The sequence below is a fragment of the Gordonia sp. J1A genome (genome assembly GCF_055393515.1).
This window is the reverse complement of the sequence record NZ_AP041607.1, coordinates 1,225,023-1,245,929: the sequence shown is the minus strand read 5'-3', so window position 1 is coordinate 1,245,929 and position 20,907 is coordinate 1,225,023. Positions and strand designations below refer to the sequence as shown.

The 20,907-nt window shown below is 69.1% G+C and carries 17 protein-coding genes; 8 read left to right on the top strand and 9 right to left on the bottom strand.

Annotation, left to right across the window (positions count from 1 at the left end; translation table 11 throughout):
* Nucleotides 1–10: 10 nt before the first annotated feature.
* The 3 genes from aztC to aztB are packed head-to-tail and all read right to left on the bottom strand — an operon-like array spanning nt 11 to nt 3,037.
* Nucleotides 11–943 (bottom strand): zinc ABC transporter substrate-binding protein AztC, encoded by a 933-nt coding sequence (aztC, locus tag ACZ5QD_RS05790; RefSeq protein ID WP_006895004.1) that lies wholly within the window; start codon nt 941–943, stop codon nt 11–13.
* Nucleotides 940–2,133: a hypothetical protein gene (locus ACZ5QD_RS05785; protein WP_045538210.1), complete on the bottom strand. Its 1,194-nt coding sequence runs from the start codon at nt 2,131–2,133 to the stop codon at nt 940–942. Before ACZ5QD_RS05785 ends, aztC begins: the two co-directional genes overlap by 4 nt.
* A 46-nt stretch (nt 2,134–2,179) precedes the next feature.
* Nucleotides 2,180–3,037 carry a zinc ABC transporter permease AztB gene (gene aztB / locus ACZ5QD_RS05780; protein WP_052692401.1) on the bottom strand — a complete coding sequence of 286 codons (858 nt, stop codon included), beginning with the start codon at nt 3,035–3,037 and terminating at the stop codon, nt 2,180–2,182.
* A gap of 48 nt (nt 3,038–3,085) precedes the next feature.
* Between aztB and aztA the strand changes: the two genes are divergently transcribed.
* The 3 genes from aztA to ACZ5QD_RS05765 all read left to right on the top strand — a co-directional run bounded on the left by aztA (nt 3,086) and on the right by ACZ5QD_RS05765 (nt 5,999).
* Nucleotides 3,086–3,718, top strand: coding sequence for a zinc ABC transporter ATP-binding protein AztA (aztA, locus tag ACZ5QD_RS05775; protein ID WP_464367169.1), 633 nt, complete (start codon nt 3,086–3,088; stop codon nt 3,716–3,718).
* A 75-nt stretch (nt 3,719–3,793) separates the two neighbouring features.
* Entirely contained in the window at nt 3,794–4,708 is a 915-nt protein-coding gene (metA, locus tag ACZ5QD_RS05770; protein ID WP_045538208.1) for a homoserine O-acetyltransferase MetA, read from the top strand.
* 172 nt (nt 4,709–4,880) lie between these two features.
* Nucleotides 4,881–5,999, top strand: coding sequence for a linear amide C-N hydrolase (locus ACZ5QD_RS05765; RefSeq protein WP_045538207.1), 1,119 nt, complete (start codon nt 4,881–4,883; stop codon nt 5,997–5,999).
* A gap of 31 nt (nt 6,000–6,030) precedes the next feature.
* Here ACZ5QD_RS05765 and ACZ5QD_RS05760 read toward each other — a convergent pair whose 3' ends face one another.
* The 5 genes from ACZ5QD_RS05760 to ACZ5QD_RS05740 form a co-directional block, all read right to left on the bottom strand.
* Nucleotides 6,031–6,402: a hypothetical protein gene (locus ACZ5QD_RS05760; RefSeq protein ID WP_375004041.1), complete on the bottom strand. Its 372-nt coding sequence runs from the start codon at nt 6,400–6,402 to the stop codon at nt 6,031–6,033.
* A gap of 49 nt (nt 6,403–6,451) precedes the next feature.
* Complete coding sequence (locus tag ACZ5QD_RS05755) at nt 6,452–7,054, bottom strand: TetR/AcrR family transcriptional regulator (protein WP_039866831.1); 603 nt, start codon at nt 7,052–7,054, stop codon at nt 6,452–6,454.
* A 125-nt stretch (nt 7,055–7,179) separates the two neighbouring features.
* On the bottom strand, nt 7,180–8,691 hold the full coding sequence (locus tag ACZ5QD_RS05750; protein WP_062367857.1) for an MFS transporter: 1,512 nt from the start codon (nt 8,689–8,691) through the stop codon (nt 7,180–7,182).
* 35 nt (nt 8,692–8,726) lie between these two features.
* Nucleotides 8,727–9,758 (bottom strand): Atu2307/SP_0267 family LLM class monooxygenase, encoded by a 1,032-nt coding sequence (locus ACZ5QD_RS05745; protein WP_039866829.1) that lies wholly within the window; start codon nt 9,756–9,758, stop codon nt 8,727–8,729.
* 42 nt (nt 9,759–9,800) lie between these two features.
* A complete protein-coding gene (locus ACZ5QD_RS05740) occupies nt 9,801–10,637 on the bottom strand; it encodes a mycofactocin-coupled SDR family oxidoreductase (RefSeq protein ID WP_006894994.1) in 837 nt (278 codons plus the stop codon).
* Nucleotides 10,638–10,846: 209 nt separating this feature from the next.
* Between ACZ5QD_RS05740 and ACZ5QD_RS05735 the strand changes: the two genes are divergently transcribed.
* The 5 genes from ACZ5QD_RS05735 to ACZ5QD_RS05715 all read left to right on the top strand — a co-directional run bounded on the left by ACZ5QD_RS05735 (nt 10,847) and on the right by ACZ5QD_RS05715 (nt 20,497).
* Nucleotides 10,847–14,107: an arabinosyltransferase domain-containing protein gene (locus ACZ5QD_RS05735; RefSeq protein WP_062367855.1), complete on the top strand. Its 3,261-nt coding sequence runs from the start codon at nt 10,847–10,849 to the stop codon at nt 14,105–14,107.
* The gene (locus tag ACZ5QD_RS05730; RefSeq protein WP_464367168.1) at nt 14,100–17,432 is read left to right on the top strand and encodes an arabinosyltransferase domain-containing protein; all 3,333 of its coding nucleotides are present in this window, start codon (nt 14,100–14,102) and stop codon (nt 17,430–17,432) included. Before ACZ5QD_RS05735 ends, ACZ5QD_RS05730 begins: the two co-directional genes overlap by 8 nt.
* 37 nt (nt 17,433–17,469) lie before the next feature.
* The gene (locus tag ACZ5QD_RS05725) at nt 17,470–18,549 is read left to right on the top strand and encodes an NADH:flavin oxidoreductase (RefSeq protein WP_006894991.1); all 1,080 of its coding nucleotides are present in this window, start codon (nt 17,470–17,472) and stop codon (nt 18,547–18,549) included.
* Between the two features lie 108 nt (nt 18,550–18,657).
* Nucleotides 18,658–19,164, top strand: coding sequence for a hypothetical protein (locus ACZ5QD_RS05720; protein WP_006894990.1), 507 nt, complete (start codon nt 18,658–18,660; stop codon nt 19,162–19,164).
* A gap of 49 nt (nt 19,165–19,213) precedes the next feature.
* Nucleotides 19,214–20,497: a flotillin family protein gene (locus ACZ5QD_RS05715; RefSeq protein WP_006894989.1), complete on the top strand. Its 1,284-nt coding sequence runs from the start codon at nt 19,214–19,216 to the stop codon at nt 20,495–20,497.
* Between the two features lie 55 nt (nt 20,498–20,552).
* On the opposite strand, the gene ACZ5QD_RS05710 is transcribed toward ACZ5QD_RS05715, so the two are convergent.
* Nucleotides 20,553–20,897 (bottom strand): GNAT family N-acetyltransferase, encoded by a 345-nt coding sequence (locus ACZ5QD_RS05710; protein WP_006894988.1) that lies wholly within the window; start codon nt 20,895–20,897, stop codon nt 20,553–20,555.
* Nucleotides 20,898–20,907: the final 10 nt, after the last annotated feature.

Sequence of the window (20,907 nt, the reverse complement as noted above, 5' to 3'; positions counted from 1 at the left end):
CCGGGACGGGTCAACGCGACAGACCTGAACTGATACGAGAAGCGTTGGTTCGCATCATGGCGATGTAGCTGTCTGCCTCGGTGCCCCGCTCGTCGAGAGACTCCGAGTACAGCGGAACGATGGCGACCGCCGTCCGGGTCTCGGCTGCGAGGGCCTTCGCGAGGCGGTCGGGCTGGGACGTGTCGACGAAGATCGCCGACACCGCGGTGGTCCGGATGGCCGTCGCGAGCGATGCCAGGTCGGAGCTGCTCGGCGACGCGAGGGTGGTACCGCTCGGCACGACGGCGCCGATCACCTCGAAGCCGTAGCGATCAGCGAGATAGCCGAATACGTGGTGATTCGTCACCAGCTTGCGGCGATCCTGGGGAATCGCCGCGAAGAGCCCGCGCATCCACTCGTCCAGATCGTTCAGCTCCGAGAGATACGCCTCGGTGTTCGCGCTCAGCCGGGCCCGGTCGACGCCATCGATCTCCGCGAGCCGGTGCGAGACGGCACGGACCGCGTCGCGCATCCGGGTCGGGTCGGTCCAGAAGTGCGGGTCCGCGGCTCCGGAGGTCTCACCGGTGCGGAACGTGATCGGTCGGGCGGCCCCGCCGGCTTCGACGATCGGGACCCCGTCGTCGTGCGCGGCGCGCACATGATGCTCGATGCCTTCTTCCAGGCCCAGCCCGTTGTAGACGATCAGGTCCGCATTGCGCATGGCGCCCGCCTCGCGGGCCGAGACGGCGAATGAATGCGGGTCCGCGTTCGGCTTCATCAGGGTCATCACCGTCGCCTGATCACCCACCAGCCGACCGACGACGTCACCCAGAATGTTGGTGGTCGCCACCACCTGCGGCTGGTCGTCGTGCGCGATGCCGCAGCCGGTGAGCGCCACTGTCCCGAGCAGGGTCCCGATCACCGCTGCGAGCAGTGTCGCCACGAGGCGACGCGGCGGCGTCATCGACCGACCTCGACCATGAGCTCGGGCTCGACGTCGACCGGGAGGGTGCGTGTCCTGCGCAGGGAGTCGCCGTAGTCGAACTCGTGAACGGCTCGGGCCGTGGGCTCGGAGAGGTACGCCCGGCCGGTGTCGGCGGTCAGCACCTTCCCGGCCATGCCCGCAGACGCACCGGCCGTCGCGACCGGCCGCCCGGCGCCGGTTGCGGGGTCGACGGCCAGGGTGCGCAGTTCACCGTCGTCGGTGAGCACGATCAGCGTCTCGTCGCGCCCCGGGGCCAGAGCGGCGGACAGCCGGTCGGCCGAGGGCACCCACCGAAGCGACCCTGCCGAGGAGTCGAGCAGCCACGAGCCGGCCGCGGTGGCCGCGACGGCCCGGTTGCTGCGTGGCCGAACGCCGAACGCACCCGCCCGCGGTCCCCTGCGTCCGTAGTCGAGTACCTGTGCGGCGACCTCGCCGCCCCTGTCGGTGAAGAGGATGATCGCCTCGGCGCAGGACACCGCGACCGCGTTGCGCAGCAGCGCCGGGCCCTGCGGGTCGACGCAGGGCTGGGCCGGTCGGCGGGGATTTCCGTCCCGATCGGTGAAGACGACTCTTGAGGCGGGGCGGTCCGGACCGTCGCCCAAGCCCAGCACCAGGCCATCTGCGTAGGGCACGGCGAAACCCGCACTGCTGCGGGTGTCGATGGTCGAGATCGGGCGCGGGGCCGAACCGTTCTCCAGACCCCGCCGGTCCAGCACGGTCACCGAGCCTCCGCGCGCGCCCACCGCGGTGATCTCGTCCGCTCCCGACACGGTCGTGACGGCCGCGGGCACGGTCAGCGTGCCGAGCGGCTCGGTCGTCGCCCGGTAGTAGTGAACGTGATCGCCGTGATCGACGGTCCAGCCGCCGCTGTCCACCACTTCCAGGGTGTCGCCGTCGATCACGTAGACGAAACGGCCGTCCTCGTCCAGGCGCTGCGCCTCCGTGGTCAGGTCCACCGTCACGGTGCTCTCCTCCGCCGGGTCGAGGAAGCTCAGCTTCTTCCCGTTCCGGGCGGCGACGGCGAGCGCGATCTGGGGTTCGGACTTCTCTTTGGCTCCTTCGACGTAGCCGTGCGGGCGGTCGCTGCCGGCTGACCCGTTCTGCGGAGCCGGTTCGTCGGCGCCGCAGCCGGCGGCCAGGATGACAGTCGACGTCGCGAGCGCCGTCATCGCTGTTCGGACTGTTCGCGTTCGATTGGGCAAAAGTGTTCGCCTTTCATGTCGTCGGGTCGGCGATGCCACGGGCACGCCGCAGCACCGCGCGTCCGATGGTGCGGAGTGCGAGGGTGAGGAAGAACAGGACGACCGCGGTCGCGGCGATGGTGGCACCGGCCGCCGTGGCCCGATGCCAGGAGACGAGCAGCCCGACGAAAGTGGCGAGGGCGCCGAATCCGAACGCCACGAGCATGGCCGCGGGAACCCGGCGCACGATCAGCAGTGCGGACGCCGACGGCGCCACCAGCATGCCGAAGGCCAGCAGGGTGCCGACCACGCTGAAGGCGCCCGCCATCGCGACGGCGAGTGTCAGGACCATCAGCAGATTGGTCGCGGTCGGCCGCAGACCGAGCGTGCGCGCCTTGCGGACATCGAAGGTCACCGCGAGGAATCCCCGGTAGGACAGCGTTGTCACCGCCAGGACCGCCGCGACGAGTACGCACAGCCGCACGAGGTCGCCGTCGTCGACGGCCAGCACGTCACCGAATAGGAAGCCGGTCAGGTCGGTCGCGAACGACGAGGAGTGCGAGACGATGATGACCCCGACCGCCAGCAGTCCGACGAACAGCAAGCCGATGCTCGTGTCCCGGCCGAAGTCGCGGTGGGTGCGCATGGACTCGACCCCGAGCACCATCACCACCGCGCTCGCCGCCGCGCCGACGATCAGGTCGACCCCCGTCAGCGCCGCGACCGCGACCCCGGGAAGCATGGCGTGTCCCATCGCCTCGCCGAGGAAGGTCATGCCGCGGGCGATCACCCACACCCCGACGAGTGCGCACAGCGCCGACAGCACCACGCCGGCCCACAGCGCGCGCGCCATGAACGCGACCGAGAACGGCTCCAGTATCGTTGGGATCACGCGTTAACAGTAACGGTTATCAATTTCATTAACTCGAAGGGGTCCCGATTGACTGCCACCGGCTACACCGTGCGCGGGCTGAGCTTCAGCTATGGCGCGACGACGGTCCTCGAGAATCTGACGACGACTCTGCAGCCGGGGGCGGTCACCGCCCTCGTCGGCGCCAACGGCACGGGCAAGAGCACGCTGCTGGAGCTGATCGCCGGAGTGCGCACACCGGACGCCGGCGAGATCACGCCCCGACCGCGACGCCCCGCTCTGCTGACACAGCGCAGCGAGCACATCGACGGCCTGCCGTTGACCGTCCGGGACTGCGTGCGAATCGGGACCTTCGGACAGGTTCCGTGCTGGCGCCCGACGGCACGGCGTGAGCGGCGCGCGGCAGAGGAGATCATCGAACGAGTCGGCATGACGCCGTTGCGGGAGTCCCGGATGCGCGACCTCTCGGGTGGGCAGCGCCAGCGGGTGTTGATCGCGCAGACGCTGGTTCAGCGGGCTGATCTCTATCTCCTCGACGAGCCCTCGACGGCGCTGGACGCCGGGACGCGAGAGCTCCTCTGCACCCTGCTGCGGGAACACACGGACGCCGGTAAGACGGTGGTCGTGGCGTCGCATGATCGCGACGAGATTCGATTCGCCGACACGGTCATCGAGCTCGCGAGCCCGTCGATGTCGCGATGACCGTCGGGGCCGGCGCGGTCGGCTCCCGCACCGGTCCGGGGCGCGCCACGGGCATCCAGACTAGACTTATCGGCTATGCCCGTCACAGTGCCGCACGATCTCCCCGCCCGGGCCGTCCTGGAGGCGGAGAAGGTCTTCGTCATGTCCGACGAGCGCGCGGGGCATCAGGACATCCGCCCGATGCGGATCGCGATCTTGAATCTGATGCCGATGAAGGTCGCGACCGAGACACAGTTGCTGAGACTGCTGAGCAACAGCCCGCTGCAGGTCGAGATCACCTTGCTGCACATGTCCAGCCACGTCTCGCGGAACACGCCGCCCGGTCATCTCGAGTCGTTCTATTCGACCTTCGACGATGTGGCAGACAAGCACTTCGACGGATTGATCGTCACCGGGGCCCCGATCGAGAGGCTCGACTTCGAGGACGTCGACTACTGGCCCGAGATGACCAGAATCCTGGATTGGACACGCAGCAACGTGCAGTCGACGCTGCACATCTGCTGGGGCGCGCAGGCTGCGCTTTACCGGCACTACGGGGTGGGCAAGTACGAAGTGCGCCAGAAGATCTCCGGCGTGTTCACCCATCGCCTCACCGGCGCGAAGTCGCCGCTCGTCACAGGTTTCGACGAGGAGTTCCTGGCCCCGCATTCCCGGCACACCGACGTCCACGCCCGTGACATCGAGGCCACCGGTGCGGTCGAGGTGTTGGCCGTGAGCGACGAGGCAGGCGTTTTCCTGGCGGCCACTCCCGACGGCCGCGAGGTCTTCGTCACCGGGCATCCCGAGTACGACGCGGACACGCTGGCCCGCGAGTATCGGCGCGACAGTGACCAGCAGAGCGACGTCGCGGTGCCCGCACACTACTTCCCGGGCGACGACCCGACCGCGCTCCCGCTCAACCGCTGGCGCGGACACGGTCACCTCCTGTACACCAACTGGCTCAACTACTGCGTCTACCAGGAGACGCCGTTCGATCCGAACGGCGTCTGAGACCCGATCGATCGCCGACTTCGGCGCAGGGGCTCCGCTCTGTGCAGAAACCGGACTGATCCGTGCCGCCACGGCCTTGCGCGACGCGGGCCCCGCGGGGGCACCTTAGGCTGACAGTGACGCCTGAGCCCACTGCTCACCGCGCCTGAACTGCGACGAAAGCGATTGACGTATGTGTACACGTGTTATGTGGCCGGACGCGGGTGGTTCGGTGGTCGTCGGACGCAACATGGACTTCGCGCGCGATCTGCACACCAACCTCTGGAAGCTCCCCCGCGGTGTGAAGCGCGACGACCGGGTCGGCGGAGGCCTCTCGTGGACCGCGAAGTACGGCAGCGTGGTCGCCGGAGTGTACGACATCATCTCCGCCGACGGGGTCAACGAGAAGGGTCTGGCCGGACACGTCCTGTGGCTGGCGGAGTCGGATTACGGCACGCCCGATCCGGCGCGCCCGCAGCTCGCCATGTCCGTGTGGATGCAGTACTACCTGGACAACTTCGCCACCGTGGCCGAGGCCGTCGAGTGGACTCGGGCCAACGACCCCCAGGTGGTTCCGATGGCCGACCCGACCGGAGGCAGCAAGCCCGCGATCCACCTCGCGCTCGACGACGCCGACGGCGACTCGGTGATCTTCGAGTACATCGACGGGAAGCTGAACGTCTTCCACAGCAGGGATTACTGGGTGATGACGAACTCGCCGTCGTACGACCGGCAACTCGAGCTCGTCGAGAAGTACGAGGGCCTCGGCGGTGAGGATCCGATCCCCGGCACCTGCCGCGCCGAGGACCGCTTCGCACGTGCCCTGTACTACGTGCGGAATCAGCCGCGGCCGTCCTCGCGGCTGGAAGCCGTCGCCGCGATGGGCAGCATCATCCGGAACTGTGCGCAACCCTTCCGGAACCCCGAGCCGGGGAAGCCGGACGCCTCCACCACCCTCTGGCAGGTGGTGATCGATCTGACCAATCTCCGCTATGTCTTCGAATCGACCACGCGGCCGAACACCGTCTGGGTCGATCTGGCGGAGCTCGACTTCAGTGAGGGTTCGGGTGAGTGGAAGCTGAACCTGGTCGACCACCTCGAAGTGGAACACGGCCTCTCCGGCAACGTCACCAAGAAGTTCAAGAAGCACCGCAAGTTTCACCTCGTCTCGGTGAAGCAGAGTGAGCTGATCGGCGAACTCGTAGCGGAGGCTGCCAAGACCATCGATCCGCTCAAGTCGGCGGAGACGCGGGCGGAGCGGATCCAGGAGAAGGTGGAGGCGAAGATCGCCGAGTTCATCGCCTCAGAGTAGGAATCTCGACGAACCCCGTGGTTGTGTCCGGTCAGCGGTGGGGCGTGAGAGTGATCGCGCCGATGACGGCGCCGCCGAAATAGGCCGGGCCCCGGTAGCCGCCGTGACCGTCGCTGTTGAGAATGACGCGATGTCCCGGGAAGAGGTCGACATAGCCGCCGGTGGCAGTCCGATGAATCGGGTACCGCCCGATGAGTACCAGTTGATCGCCCTCGACGCGGGCATCACGTTGCAGAAGGACGATCCCGGACGACGAGGTCGTTGACGTGTAGGAGCCCGGAGCGACGTCCGCGGCCGCCTGGCCGGCGGAGCCGAAGAGCGCCATGGCTCCGATCCCCGCCGCGATCGCGGCGGTCCGAACGACAGCGGTCCGAACGACGGTGGGGCTGGGGCGCATCGACATCGTCGTCTCCTGGCTGCTCGGGCCTATCAGCGTACGCCGCGCCGGTCGCTCAGCGCGAGCGAAGCCCGTCGGCGACGGTGGCGATGTACGTCGCGAGCAATCGGTCGAGCCGATCGTGGTCGGCACGCAGCGCCCCGGGACGCCAGGCCAGTGCCAGCAGTCCGTTGAGGGTGGCCCAGAAGGCTGTCGCCAGATCGTCCGGATCGAGATCGGAGCGTGCGCTGCCGTCGGCCATGCCCGCGCGGATGGTCGCCGCGAGCTTGGCGTTCTGCTCCCCCGTCAGCTCCGCGATGTGGGCGACGGCGTCCGGCTCGTCGGGCGGCTCCACAAGGATGCGAAACTCGTGCGGCCGTTCCCTGGCGAACTTGGCGTAGGCGGCGGCCGCCAGCAGGAGGCGTTCCTCTGCGGTCCCCTCCGCGTCGTAGGCGGCGTCCATGTAGACCCGGCTCTCCCTCATCGCCTGCTCAGCCACCGCCGTGAGCAACGCCGACCGCCCGCCGACCCTGTTGTAGATGGTCTGGACTGCGACGTCCGCGCTTTCGGAGACCGCATCGAGGGTCAGCGCATCGGTGCCGCGGGTGGCGACGAGTTCGCGCGCGGCGTCGACGATCGCCTGACGCGTCGCCGCGGCGCGCCGCTGGGTACGCGTCATCGGCGCCTGCCCGTCCCCCGGCTTCGACGCCGACTGCTTCCGTACGCCACTGGGAGTCACGGACCCACCCTATCGACTTCCAACGGTGGAATCGATTCCAAGCCGGCGGCGGCCCTGCGGCCCGCTCAGACCGGTGCGGCGGCCGGTTCCGGACTCGCGGTGTTCAGCCCGAGCGGGTGTCGGACGTTGATCAGCAATCCCGCCACGACTGCCACGAACGCGAGGATGGCGGCCGCGACATAGAAACCGACACTGTCTCCGTGCACCATGGCGAGAGCCTGGAAATGAGGAATGTCCGCGGGGCCGCGGACCGAGTCCCGGTGATCGGTGATGTAGCGCGCGGCCGCGTTCGCGGCGACCGTGTTCAGCAACGCCGTCCCGACGGCGCCGCCGACCTGCTGCGAGGTGTTCACCATCGCCGAAGCGACACCCGCGTCGTACGGTGCGACTCCGAAGGTCGCCAGGTTCATCGACGTCATGAACACCGTTCCCATGCCGAAGCCGAGAATGAGCAGACCGGGGAAGATCACGCTCCAGTATCGGGTGGAGTCGGCCGAGACCTGCGCGAGGATCAGCATGGCGCACGACCCGAGCAAGGCGCCGGGCACCAGCAGGTACCGCGGCGGGACGCGGGTGATCAAGCGGGCCGCCACCTGCGTGGACCCGATGAGCATGCCGAACACCATGGGCAGGAACGCGAACCCGGCACTCAGCGGAGTGTAGTGATGCACAGTCTGCATGTAGAGGGTCAGGAACAGGAACGATCCGAACATCGCGATCACGGACAGCGCGACGGTCAGGTACGCGCCGCCGCGCGAACGGTCTGCGACCACGCGCAGCGGAAGCAGCGGATACGAGTACCTCCACTGCCAGCCGACGAACAGAGCGAGCAGCACCACCGCCGCCACCAGACAGGTCAGCGTCCCGCCGTCGGCCCAGCCCTTCTCCGCGGCCCGGCTGAAGCCGTACACCACCAGCGCCAGCCCGGAGCCGCCCAGCACCACGCCGAGTACGTCGAGCTTGACGACGTGGTCGGTGTTCCTCGGCGGCTCCTTGATTTCGAAGACCGCGCCGAGCAGCGCGACGGCCGCGATCGCGACGTTGATGTACATCGTCCAGCGCCAGTCGAGCACCTGCGTCAGCAGGCCGCCGAGGAGCAGGCCGACGGCGGCGCCGCCGCCGGCGATCGCGCCGAAGACGCCGAACGCGCGTGCACGTTCCTTCGGTTGCGTGAACATCACGGTCAGGAGGGAGAGCGCCGCGGGCGCCAGCAGGGCTCCGAAGGCCCCCTGCACGGCTCGCGCGGCGAAGAGCATCGCCTCATTGACCGCCGCGCCGCCGACCGCGGATGCGCAGGCGAATCCGACCAGGCCGATCATCAGCGCCCGGCGGCGGCCCCACATGTCCGCCACGCGGCCGCCGAACAACAGCAGTCCGCCGAAGGCGAGGGCGTACGCGGTGATCACCCACTGCTGGTTCGCGGTGCTGATTCCCAGATCCCGCTTGGCATCGGGCAGGGCGATGTTGACCACCGTGCCGTCGAGAACCACCATCAACTGTGCGAGACAGATGAAGACCAGGGCCTTCCAGCGGCGGGGATCGGGTTCGGTGACGGGTTCGGCTGCGGGCACTGACATCGGGTCGCTCGATTCGTCGTCGCTATCGTGCAATCTCAGGCAAGGTCAGCCAGAATCCTACGCACCGCGGGCACCACCTTCTCGCCGTACAGCCGGATGGACTCCTGCTGGTCGTCATGGGTGACCGGTTGGTCGTATTTGAGGTCGAAGCGGTCGACCTTCAACGTGTGAACAGTCGCCGCGATCTTCTCTGCGACCGTCTCGGGGGAGCCGACGTACAGCGATCCGGTCTCGATCTCGCGCTCGAAGTCGCCCGCGGCCGGCGGCGGCCATCCCCGCTCACGCCCCATCCGTTCCCGCATCTCGAACCAGCCGTCGCGCACCAGATTCCGGGCCGCTTGGTCCGTATCGGCGATCAGGCCCGGCGAGTGGACCGCCACCGGCCTGCGTGGAACGCCGAACTGATCCTGCGCGCGCTCGAACAGGTCGACGTAACCGGCGAAGCGGTCGGCGGGTCCGCCGATGATCGCCAGGAACAGGCCGAAGCCGTATCGTGCGGTCCGGACCACCGATTCGGGACTGCCGCCGACGCCCACCCACGCGGTGATGCCGTGGGCGGTGGCCGGGTAGACGCGCTGGTCCGACAGCGAGGCGCGGGTGCTGCCCGACCAGGTCACCGGCTCCTCGGTCAAGAGCGCCGAGAGCAGGGCGAGCTTCTCCTCGAACAGCACCTCGTAATCGCGGAGGTCGTACCCGAAGAGCGGGAACGACTCGGTGAAGGACCCGCGGCCGGCGACGATCTCGGCTCGGCCGTTCGAGACCGCGTCGAGCGTCGCGAACCGCTCGAAGACGCGGACCGGATCGTCGGAGCTCAGCACCGTCACGGCCGAACCCAGCCGGATCCGTTCGGTCCGCGAAGCGATGGCGGCCAGGACCATCTCCGGACTCGACACCGCGAAGTCGGGCCGGTGATGTTCACCGACGCCGAAGAAGTCCAGGCCCGCTGCATCGGCGACCACCGCATCGTCCACCAGATCACGGATCACCTGCGGGTGGGGCACCGGCTCTCCGTGTGCGTCGCGGGTCACTCCGCCGAAGGTGTCCAGGCCGAATTCGATGTGGTTCACGGTTGGGTCAACGATCACCGTGGACCGAATGATTCCCGCACGTCAGCTCGAGACCCGGGCGGCGGCGCCCGCGTCGACGGGAAGCACGGTGCCGGTGATGTGGGCGCTGGCCTCCGCGGCGAAGAACAGGACCGCGCGAGTGACCTCCTCGGGTTCGAGGAAGGCGATCGGCTGCGCGTGCAGCATCGCCATCACCGGCTCCACATCCGCGCGCGTGGGTGCGTCCAGGTCTGGCCGCACCACCGAGTACAGCGCGTCGTTGTGCACCATCGGCGTCGAGATATTGCCCGGCGCAATGGCGTTCACCGTGATCCCGTGAGCGGCGAGATCGAGCGCCACGCTCTTGGTCATGCCGATGACGCCCCATTTTGACGCGCCGTACGCGGCCTGACCCTGTGCCGCGCTCCGCCCGAGCATCGAGGAGATGGTGACGATGCGCCCGTAGCCGCGCGCGATCATCCCGGGCGCTACCGCGGCGAGGGTGTTGTACACACCGGTCAGGTTGCTGCCGATGACCTCCTCCCAGACGGCCGCGGACGCCTCGGTGATCGGCGACGTGCCGGAGACGCCTGCATTGGCGACTGCGACGTCGACGCGGCCCAGCTCGTTCTCGGCGCGTGCGACCAGCGCCTCCATCGCCGCCCGATCTGCGGTGTCCGCCTTCACCGCGATGCATCGCCGCCCGGTGGCCTCCACCAGTCGGACCGTCTCGGCGAGATCCTCCTCGGTGCCCATCGGGTAGGCGATCGCGGGGCTGTCCGCACACCGATCGCAGACGACGACGTCCGCGCCCCGTTCGGCGAACGCGATCGCGTGCGCACGTCCCTGACCGCGTGCGGCTCCGGTCACCAATGCCACGCGATTGCTGAAGTCGTCCATGCCGTCTCCTTGCCGCCGGACGTGCGTCCGGATCGTCGATCGAAACTCGTCTGTCCAGAGGACACACCACATCTATCAGTCGCGGCGAGTCCGTGCGCCCACTGAGCGGGATCGCGTCCCGCGACAGTGCCTTCGGCCGCACCGCCGGTGCGGCTCGCCCCGTGCGGCTCTTGGTGAAGGTTAAGAGACAGCGCCTATCCTCACTCCCGATGAGTACTTCACACAGGGTGACCGCGCGCGGGTACGCGGTCATCGCCGCCGTCGCGGGTCTGGTCGCCCTCGTAGCTGCCATCGCCACACCGTTCCTGCCGGTCACCGAGCGGACATCGTCGTTCGACTGGCCGCGGGGCCAGAGCATCTCCGCCGACAATGCGTCGGTCACGGCGCCCCTGGCGACGCAGACCGCCCGGCGGCTCGACGTCACGGTGAATTGCCGGGTGCTCCGGGAGGCGGGGGCGGAGGGCTCCACCGCGGTCGTCGTGTCGACGGTTCCCGCTTCGGCACCGCGCGACATCCGCGACACCGCCCTCGTGGTCACGTCCGGTTCTTCCGGTGCGACGGTCAACGTGCGCGGATCGGCGTTGACGAGCATCGACCGCGCGGGCCTGAACAACTGTTCGCAACTGCGCTTCTGGGCGTCGGAGGACTCCTTGGGAGCTCAGTTCGTCGGGGCCGGCGCAACGGTGCACGGTGATCCCGCCACCCGGCCGGCGGTCGCCGGAGTCTTCACCGATCTGTCCGGGGACACCGTGCGACGGGCACAGCAGGGTCTGACCGTGCACGTCGACGTCGACAACGCCTTCGACGTCGCCCGAACCGCGCTCAAGACCGCGGTCATCGTCATCGGTGTTCTGGCCGCCCTGGTGGCGCTGTTCGCGTTGAGCCGCCTCGACGCCGTGTCGCGCTTCCGGGCGCCGACCGCCGGGCGCCGACCGCTCCGCAGGCTCGTCGCACCGAGCGTCACCGATCTCACCGTCACCGCCGCCCTGCTGATCTGGCACGTCCTCGGAGCGGGCACCGCCGACGACGGCTACGTGATGGTGATGGGCCGCAACGCGACCGACGCCGGGTATCTGTCCGACTACTATCGCTACTTCGGTGTCTCCGAGGCGCCGTTCGACTGGTACTACTCCTTCCTCTCCCACTGGGCCACGGTGAGTTCCGCGGGCGTCTGGATGCGTCTGCCGGGCCTGGTGGCCGGGCTGGTGTCGTGGTTCATCCTCAGCCGCGTCCTGCTACCCCGTCTGGGCGCCGCCGTCCGGTCCTCACGGTGGGCGGTGTTCAGCGCCGCCGCGGTGTTCGTCGCGTTCTGGATCGCCTTCTGCAGCGGCCTGCGGCCGGAGCCGATCATCGTCGCGGGATCGCTCGCGACCTGGTGGCTGGTCGAGACGTCGATCGCGACGCGCAGGCTGCTGCCCGCGGCGCTCGCGACGTTCGTCGCGTTGCTTACACTCGCCACCGGACCGCAGGGCGTCATCGCCGTCGCCGTTCTGATCGTCGGCTCCCGGCCGATGCTGCGAGTGGTCCGGACACTGCGCGGGCAGTACCGTCTGCTGCCGCTGTTCGCGCCCGTCGCCGCGGCCGTCTCCCTCATCTGCTTTCTGGTCTTCCGCACCCAGACCCTGGGCGCGGTCGTCGAGGCGATCCGGGTCCGGTACGTCGTCGGCCCGACGCTGTCCTGGTACCAGGAGTTGATGCGGTACTACTTCCTCACGCTGGGGACCCCGGACGGTTCCCTCGCCCGTCGTGTACCGGTGCTGCTCCTGCTCGCCACACTGGGGTTGACGACCGCGGTCATGATGCGGCGCGGCCGCCTGCCGGGCTTCGCACGCGGCCCGGTGTGGCGACTGATCGGCAGCGTCCTCCTCACGATGGGTCTGCTCTCGTTCGTGCCCATGAAGTGGACCGTCCAGTTCGGGATCTTCGCCGGGTTGGCCGCCGCCTGTGCCGCCGTTGCCACCGCGGCGATGATCCGGGTGTCGGCGCATGCGCCGCGCACCCTCTGGACGTACGTCACCGTGCTGGTCGGCGCGTGTGCCGTCGCGACGGCCGGCGACAACGCCTGGGGATGGTCGTACGACTACGGCATCCCGTGGTTCGACAAGGCTCCCGTCCTCGCCGGACGACCGGTGTCGACGCTGTTCCTCGTGCTGACCGCGCTCTCGTTCCTCATGCTGGTCTGGGTCAGCGTGCGGCCGCACACCGCACGTCCCCCGTCGGCCGCAGCGGTCCGCCGGCGCCGCATCGTATCGGCGGTGCCGGTCCTGCTGATCGCCGCAGCGCTGGTGCTCGCCGAGTTCGCACTCTTCGGCAAGGCTGCGCTGAGCCGCTCGGACACCTATACGGCGTTCAGCGCCAACGCGCGCGCCCTGACCGGGAGCGCCTGCGGGATGGCCGACCGCGTGCTCGTCGAGAAGGATCCGAATGTCGGGATGCTGCAGCCGGTCGGGGCCGTCGACGCGTCGCGGGCGCTCGCCGGGGAGTCGACGGGGTTCTCCCCCGACGGCGTCGCCGACGATCTGACACCCGATCCGGTCCGGCTCGGCGCCGGCACCCTCCGCACCGCGACGCCCGGCCACTCGTACTCCGGCGACGGCGCTCCAGCGGGTACCACCGGGGGTACCGGTCCGGAGACCGCGAACGGCGGCACCGTGGCACTGCCCTTCGGTCTCGATCCGGCCACCACTCCGGTGCTCGGCAGCTACGGCTTCGACAACGGCCGGGCGGAACTGACCACCGACTGGTACCGGCTCCCCGACCGGACTACGTCTCCGCTGATCGTCATCACCACGGCGGGTTCGGTCTTCTCCGTGGGACAGGACGGGGCCGTGACCGCCGGCCGCGATCTGCATGTCGAGTTCGGCGTCGACACCGACGGGGAGTTCACCCCGGTGGGTGCGCCGTTCGTTCCCATCGATCCGGGTCCCGACCACCCCAACCGGCCGTGGCGCAACCTGCGGATCCCGATGGCCGCGATCCCGCCGTCGGCGACCGCGATGCGGATCGTCGCCGTCGACTCGAACCTGAGTCCCGACGAGTGGCTGGCGATCACCCCGCCGCGTGCCCCGCGGCTGCAGACCCTGCAGAACGTCGTCGGCAGCCGGGAACCGGTGCTGTTGGACCTGTCGGTCGGCAGTCAGTTCCCCTGCCAGCAGCCGGTGACCGCGCGCGACGGGGTGTACGACGTTCCCCGATGGCGCATCACACCCGACCGGACCACGACCTATTCGACGTCGAAGAGCTGGCAGGCCGCGTCCTCCGGCGGAATCCTGTCGGTGTCGGAGTCGCTGACCAGGCCGTCGACGATGGCCACCTACCTGGAGAACGACTGGTACCGAGACTGGGGCAACCTCGTGAGACTCGAACCGCTCGTGCCGGATGCACCGGCCGCTGCGTTGACCACCGCGACAGTCCGGCAGGCCGGCTGGCGCAATCCGAGCACAATCGTGGCTGGAGGTACCGATGAGTGATCGGACACCGAGCCCCCGGACGGTCCGCATCGCACGGATCGTCGCCGTCGTGGCCGGCGCCATCGGCATCCTGCTCGCCCTCGCGTCGCCGTTCCTGCCGGTCACGTACGCCAAGACCGAGATCACCTGGCCGCAAGCCACGTCGTCGACGTCGGCGCCGACCGTGGCGAACATCGCGGCGCCCAACGTCTCGTACAACCCCGTGTCGATGGATGCGACCGTGCCCTGCTCGCTGGCATCGCTGCTGCCGGCCGACGGCGGCGTGCTGCTCTCGACCGTGCCGAAATCCGGTGTCGACGCGCGCAAGGTGGGCCTGTTCATCAGCGCCACCCACGACAACCTCCTGGTCACCCAGCGCAACGCCGTGCTGATGACGATCCCGCGCGAGCAGGCGCAGCGCACTCCTGAATGCCGCATCGTCGTGCACGCCGACACCGCCGGCACCCGCGGCGAGGTCGAGGGACTGACGGTCCCCGACTCGGCCTTCGGCATCCGCGATCCGAACGCGCGGCCGCAGATCATCGGCGTGTACACCGACCTGCCGGCCACCGCCCCCACCGCCGGGCTGAGCTTCCGCTCCACCGTCGACACCCGGTTCAGCACCAGCCCCACCCCGCTCAAACGCACCCTGCTGATCGTCGGCGTGGTCGCGACGATCCTGTCTCTCATCGCGCTCGCCGTGCTCGATGCCCGGGACGGGCGACGCCTGCGCCGACTGCTGCCTCGGCGCTGGTGGCGACCGACCGTGCTCGACGGATTCGTCACCGCGGTGCTGCTGATCTGGCTGATGATCGGCGGCAACACCGCCGACGACGGCTATCAGGTGACGGTCGGGCGCGTGGCGCCCGGCGCGGGTTACCTCGACAACTATTACCGGTACTTCGGTGTCCCCCAGGACCCGTTCGGCTGGCATTACCAGTACCTGGCCAAATGGATGGAGGTCAGCACCGCGATCCCGTGGCTGCGCCTGCTGCCGTTCCTGTTCGCGATCGTCGGATGGTTCCTGATCAGCCGCGTGGCGATCCCGCGCCTGGGTCGGACGATCGCCGGTTCCGGTGTCGCACGCTGGGCCGCGGCCCTGGCCTTCCTCGCCGTGTGGCTGCCGTTCAACAACGGCCTGCGCGTGGAACCGGTGATCACCGTCGGCATCCTGCTGACCTGGGTGCTCGTCGAACGCGCGATCGCCACCGGCCGACTGCTCCCCTTCGGTCTCGCGATCGTTTCGGCCGCCTTCACCCTGACCATCCACCCGGTGGGCGCGGTCGCGGCGGTCGCGCTGCTGGCCGGGCTCCGGCCGATGCTCAAGCGGGTGCTGTACCGGCGGCGTCGCGACGGGCTGGCGCCGATGCTGGTGCCCCTCGTGGCGGCGGGTCTGGCCGTCCTGTACGAGATCTTCGCCGACCAGCCGCTCGCCACGATCGTCGAGGGCGTGCAGGCGCAGGGCATCGTGGGTCCGACCAATCACTGGTGGACCGAGGCGATGCGGTACTACATCCTGCTCAATCCGACACCCGACGGCTCCATCGCGCGCCGGGTCGGAATCTTCGTGACGATCCTGTCGGTGCTGCTGGTCGTCCTCGTCCTCGTCCGCAAGCACAGCGTGCCGGGTGTGGCGACCGCGGCCCTGTGGCGGCTCGTGGCCGTCACCGGCGGCGCCGTGGCGGTGCTGGCCTTCGTCCCGACCAAGGCGACCCACCAGATGGGCATCTTCGCCTGCCTGGCCGGGCCGCTGGCCGCGGCCGCGACCGCCTTCCTGAAACCGAGTGTGCTTCGGCGCCCATGCAACCGGACGTTCTTCGCCGCGGCGTCGGCGTACGCGCTCGCGGTGGCCTTCGCCGGCCGCAACCAGTGGTGGTATGTGGGCAGCTACGGCATCCCGTGGTCGGACGACACGCCGCATATCGCCGGCATCGGTTTCTTCTGGCCGATCTTCGCCGTCGCCGTACTGCTGACGGCCGTCGGACTGTGGCAGTACTACCGGGACGACGGCCGAGCACAGTTCGCCGACGCCGCGGAACCCTTCCGGCGCCCGGAGCCGAGCCGTATGGCCGACCTGCCGATGTACTCGCTCGTGATCGTCTCCGCGGTGATCCTGGCCTTCAACATGATCTCGTTCGGTAAAGCGGCCAGGACGCAATCGGATTCGTGGACCTGGGCGAGTTCCAACATCGCGTCCCTGCAGGGGCGCCCGTGCGCACTCGCCGACGCCGTGCTGGTGGAGGCCGATCCGAACACGGGTCTTCTCGCGCCGGCGCAGTTGGCCGGCCAGCGGCCCGCGAGCGCCGGCCAGGCCCTCGCGGGCGGAGCGACGCCCCCGGCCGGGTTCTCACCCGACGGCGTGCCGACGCACTTGGAGACCGACGACAGCGACACGTCCAGCAGTGACACCGACGCTCATCCCGCCCAAGCGGTCGACCAGGATCAGAGCGGGCAGTCGACCACCGGTGATTCGACGACCGCCGACACCACCTCCGACACCAGTGGCGGCACCACGGTCAGCCGTGGTGTCAACGGTTCGTCGGTGAAGCTGCCCTTCGGTCTCGACCCGCAGCGGGTGCCGGTGCTCGGGAGCTTCGGTGCGCCCGCCGGGACCGGCCGCCTGACCTCGGACTGGTACCAGCTGCCCGAACGCTCCGACGATCGGCCTCTGATCACCCTGTCGGCCGCGGGTGCGGTGGAGTCGATCGACGAACTGGCGGTCCGGCATCCGGGCCAGCAACTGCGGCTCGAAGCCGGACGGGTGCAGCCGGACGGCACCGTTGCAACCGTCGCGTCCCTGACCCCGTACGACGCAGGCGGCGCACCGCAGTGGCGCAACCTGCGGTTCCCGATGGCCGAGATTCCTCCCGGCGCGTCCGTCGTCCGGATCGTCGCCGAGGACACCTCGCCGGGCTACGATGCCTGGCTGGCCGTCACGCCACCGCGTGCCACACGACTGCAGACGCTCAATTCGCTCGTCGGCAGCGATGATCCGGTACTGCTCGACTGGGAAGTCGCGTTCGCGTTCCCCTGCCAGCGCCCGGCCGGCGTGGTGCACGGCATCCTCGAGACGCCGAAGTGGCGCATCACCCCCGATGCGGTCGGTGAACGGGTGAACTCGGCGCAGTGGATGGCCGGCGACTACGGCGGCCCGCTGGGCATCACCGAGAACGAGCTGCGACAGACGGAGGTCCCGGCCTACCTCGAGAACGACTGGGGCCGTGACTGGGGTTCACTGCAGCGGTTCACCCCGCTCCTGCCGCAGCACGACGCCGAACTCACCGTCACCCACGAGGACCACACCGGTCTCTGGACTCCCGGGCCGATGCGGGTGATCCGCAACTGAATCGGGACAGTGGAAGGCACCCCGGTAGCCTGGGACGGTGATCACACCTGCCTCTCCCTTGGATTTCGCACGCGGCCCCGCCTGGGCCAACCGCATCGCCCTGGCTCCGCTGACGAATCTGCAGAGCAATGCCGACGGCACTCTCTCGGACGACGAGTACCACTGGCTCGTGAGGAGAGCCGAGGGCGGCTTCGGCATGGTGATGACATGCGCGGCATGGGTGTCCGGCCGGGGGCACTCGTTCTCCGGACAGCTCGGCGTCGCCGGCCCCGAGCACCTCGACGGACTGACCCGGCTGGCGCACGGGCTGCGCGCGGCGGGAGCGGTCTCATCGATCCAGTTGCAGCACGGAGGGCGACGCGGCGACGGACAGTTCGACCCCGTCCGGGTGGCGCCGTGGAACGATGCCGCCAAGCAGGCGGTGGAACTGAGCACCGCCGAGGTGGAGGCGATCGTGGAGGAGTTCGCCGAAGCCGCAGTCCTCGCCTCCGAGGCCGGTTTCGACGGGGCCGAGATCCACGGGGCCCACGGCTACCTGCTCTGCCAGTTCCTCGACGCGCGCAGTAATCACCGCGCCGACAAGTACGGCGGCAGCGCCGACAACCGATTCCGCATCATCCACGAGGTGGTCGATGCGGTCCGTCGCGCCACCGGACCGGATTTTCAGCTGGGCCTGCGACTCTCGCCCGAGCGTTACGGCGTTCCGCTCGCCGAGTCGCGCGAGCTGGCGGCTCAGGTTCTCGCCTCGGGACGGCTCGACTACCTCGACATGTCGATGTGGGACGCGTTCAAACACCCGGCCGAGGAGGAGCACCGCGACCGCACTCTGCTCGAACACTTCACCGATCTGCCGCGCGGGGGCACCCGTCTCGGCGTCGCCGGGAAGATCCTGACCGGTGCTCAAGTGCGCGAGAGCCTCGACGCCGGCGCCGACTTCGTCTTGATCGGGACCGCCGGGATCCTGCACCACGATTTCGCAGCCAGAGTGGTCGCCGACCCCGCGTTCACGTCGACGCCGCAGCCCGTGTCTGCCGATCACATGCGCGCCGAGTCCGTCGGTCCGGCGTTTCTCGAGTACCTGTCGACGAACTGGGACGACTTCGTGCTCTCCTCCTGAGGCCGGCGTCCCGCGGTTCCGGCCACACGCGCCGGTCGCCCGTCCGAATGGTCGGCTCTGAACGGTGTGTCACACTGGGGGCACAGGTGACTGCAGACGGGGGTATGCGTGCTGGGAATCGTGCTGTTGATCGTCGGCGGCGTCGGTCTGGTGTTGACGTTGCTGTCCGTCCTCGGTGTGGATGCCGGCGGCGTGGACGTTCACCTCGGCGACTCCGGCGCCGGACTGCTGTCCATTGTCACCCCGTTCGCCACTGGGTTCGGCCTGCTCGCGGGCGGGCTCCTGACGTTCACCGAGACGGCGACCTGGCCGGCACTGCTGGTCGGTGCGCTCGCCGGCGTGGTGCTCTCGGTCGCGGCCGTCGTCGTTCTGGGGTACCTCGTCGGCGCCGAAGCCGAACTGCCGAACGTCGACCTCATCGGTTCGGCGGTACGCATCGTGGAACCCGTCACTCCCGGCCGCTTCGGGATCGGTGAGGTACGGACGCCGCTCGGCACCCGCCAGGTGACGGTCACCTCCGACGCCCCGCTCGAACACAACGATGAGGCCGTGATCGTGGACCGCATCGACGGCGGCGACAACTACGTCGTCGCCCGCATCTCCCTCACCGACTGATCCCCACCCGGTTCCCTGCGGAACCGGGGCAACGAAAGGAACCCGCAAGATGGGAGCCGTCATCGGCGCCGTAGTGGCCATCGTGGTGCTACTCGTCCTCATCGTCCTGCTCGTGCTGTCGCGCTACCGCGTGCCGGGAGCGGAAGAGGCGTTCATCGTCACCGGCACCGGCAAGGGGCACGAGGGCAAGGTGTATCGCGGAACCGGAACATTCGTGCTTCCGGTGGTGCAGCGCGCGACCCGGGTGCAGTTGTCATCGGTCAAGGCCGATCTGGACACCTCGACCCCGGCCAACGACGGCATCGAGCTGAAGGTTCGAGGCGTCGCGGTCGTCAAGGTCGGCGACACGCCGGAAGCCATCCTCAAGGCGGGTCCGCGTTTCGGCGACGACCTCAACCGGGTCAAGGCCCTCGTCACCGAGCAGCTCTCCGGTGAGCTGCGGTCGATCGTCGGCACAATGACCGCCAAGAGCATCCTCGTCGATCGGCAGCAACTCGTCGACCAGGTCGCGCGCTCGATCAAGGAGATCCTCGGCAACCAGGGATTGATCCTCGACAGCTTCTCGATCAACGACGTCCAGGACTCGGACGGCCAGTACTTCTCCGACCTCGCCGCCAAGGAGCGATCGGATCAGGCCGCGATCGCAGCACGGTCGCGCGCCGTGGCCCACCGCGTGGCCGAACAGAGCCGCATCGAGAACGAGCAGGCGATCATCGAGCAGCAGCGCGAGCTCGACATCGAGCGGGAAGCCGCCCGCCAGGCCACCGACCGTGCGGCGGCCGAGGCCGACGCGGTCCGCCCGCTGGTCGAGGCCGAACGCCGGCGCATTCAGGTGGAGAAGGACAACGAGGTCGCCGAGCAGACCGCCCGACTGCGCGACACACAGCTCGACGCCGAGGTGCGCCGCCCCGCCGAAGCCGAGCTGTATGCGGCGCAACAGCGGGCCGAGGCCCGTAAAGCCGAGATCATCGCCGAGGCGGCGGCCAAGGCCGAGGGTATCCGGATCACCGGCGAGGCCGAGGCCGACGCCCTGGAGAAGCGCGCCGAGGCGCTCGGCAAGCTCGACGAGGTCGGCCAGCTGGAACTGGTGCTGAGCAAGCTCCCCGACATCGTCCGCGCGGCCTCGGCACCGCTGGCCGATGCGAACATCACACTGGTCGGCGACTCGGTGAGCCCGGTCGCCAAGGGCGCGGGATCGAGCCTGGTGAGCACCATGGAGCTGATCCGCGGCGCCACCGGTATCGACGTCGCGCAGATGCTGTCCGACCTCGGGACCAGTGATACCGACGGAAGCGGGCGCGCCGCGCCGGCGGAGCCTCCCCAGGATCACTGACGGTGGATCACTGACGGGCCACCGGGCCGGGGCAGCGCTGCCCCGGCCCGGTGGTCTATTCGCCCCGCAGGAACTGCAGGATGTCCGGGGTCACCGGATCGACGAGATCGGCCACCTCCTCATGCTTGCTCACATACTTGGCCACGAGCGGACAGACGGCCACCACCCGCCGGCCCGCGGCCCGGGTGTCGTCGAGCGCCTCACGGACCAGGACGGAGCTGAGACCGCGACCGGAGAACCGGTCGTCGAGTTCGGTGTGTGGAAAGATCCGCTGGTCTCCACGGTCGATGAATCGGGTGAATCCGGCGGTCTCACCGTTCACCAGGATCTCGTAACGGCCCAGCGCGTCGTTCCGGACCACCTCCGTGCGTTCTGCGTCGGTGTGTCCTGCGTCGGTCATCGCCCGTCCC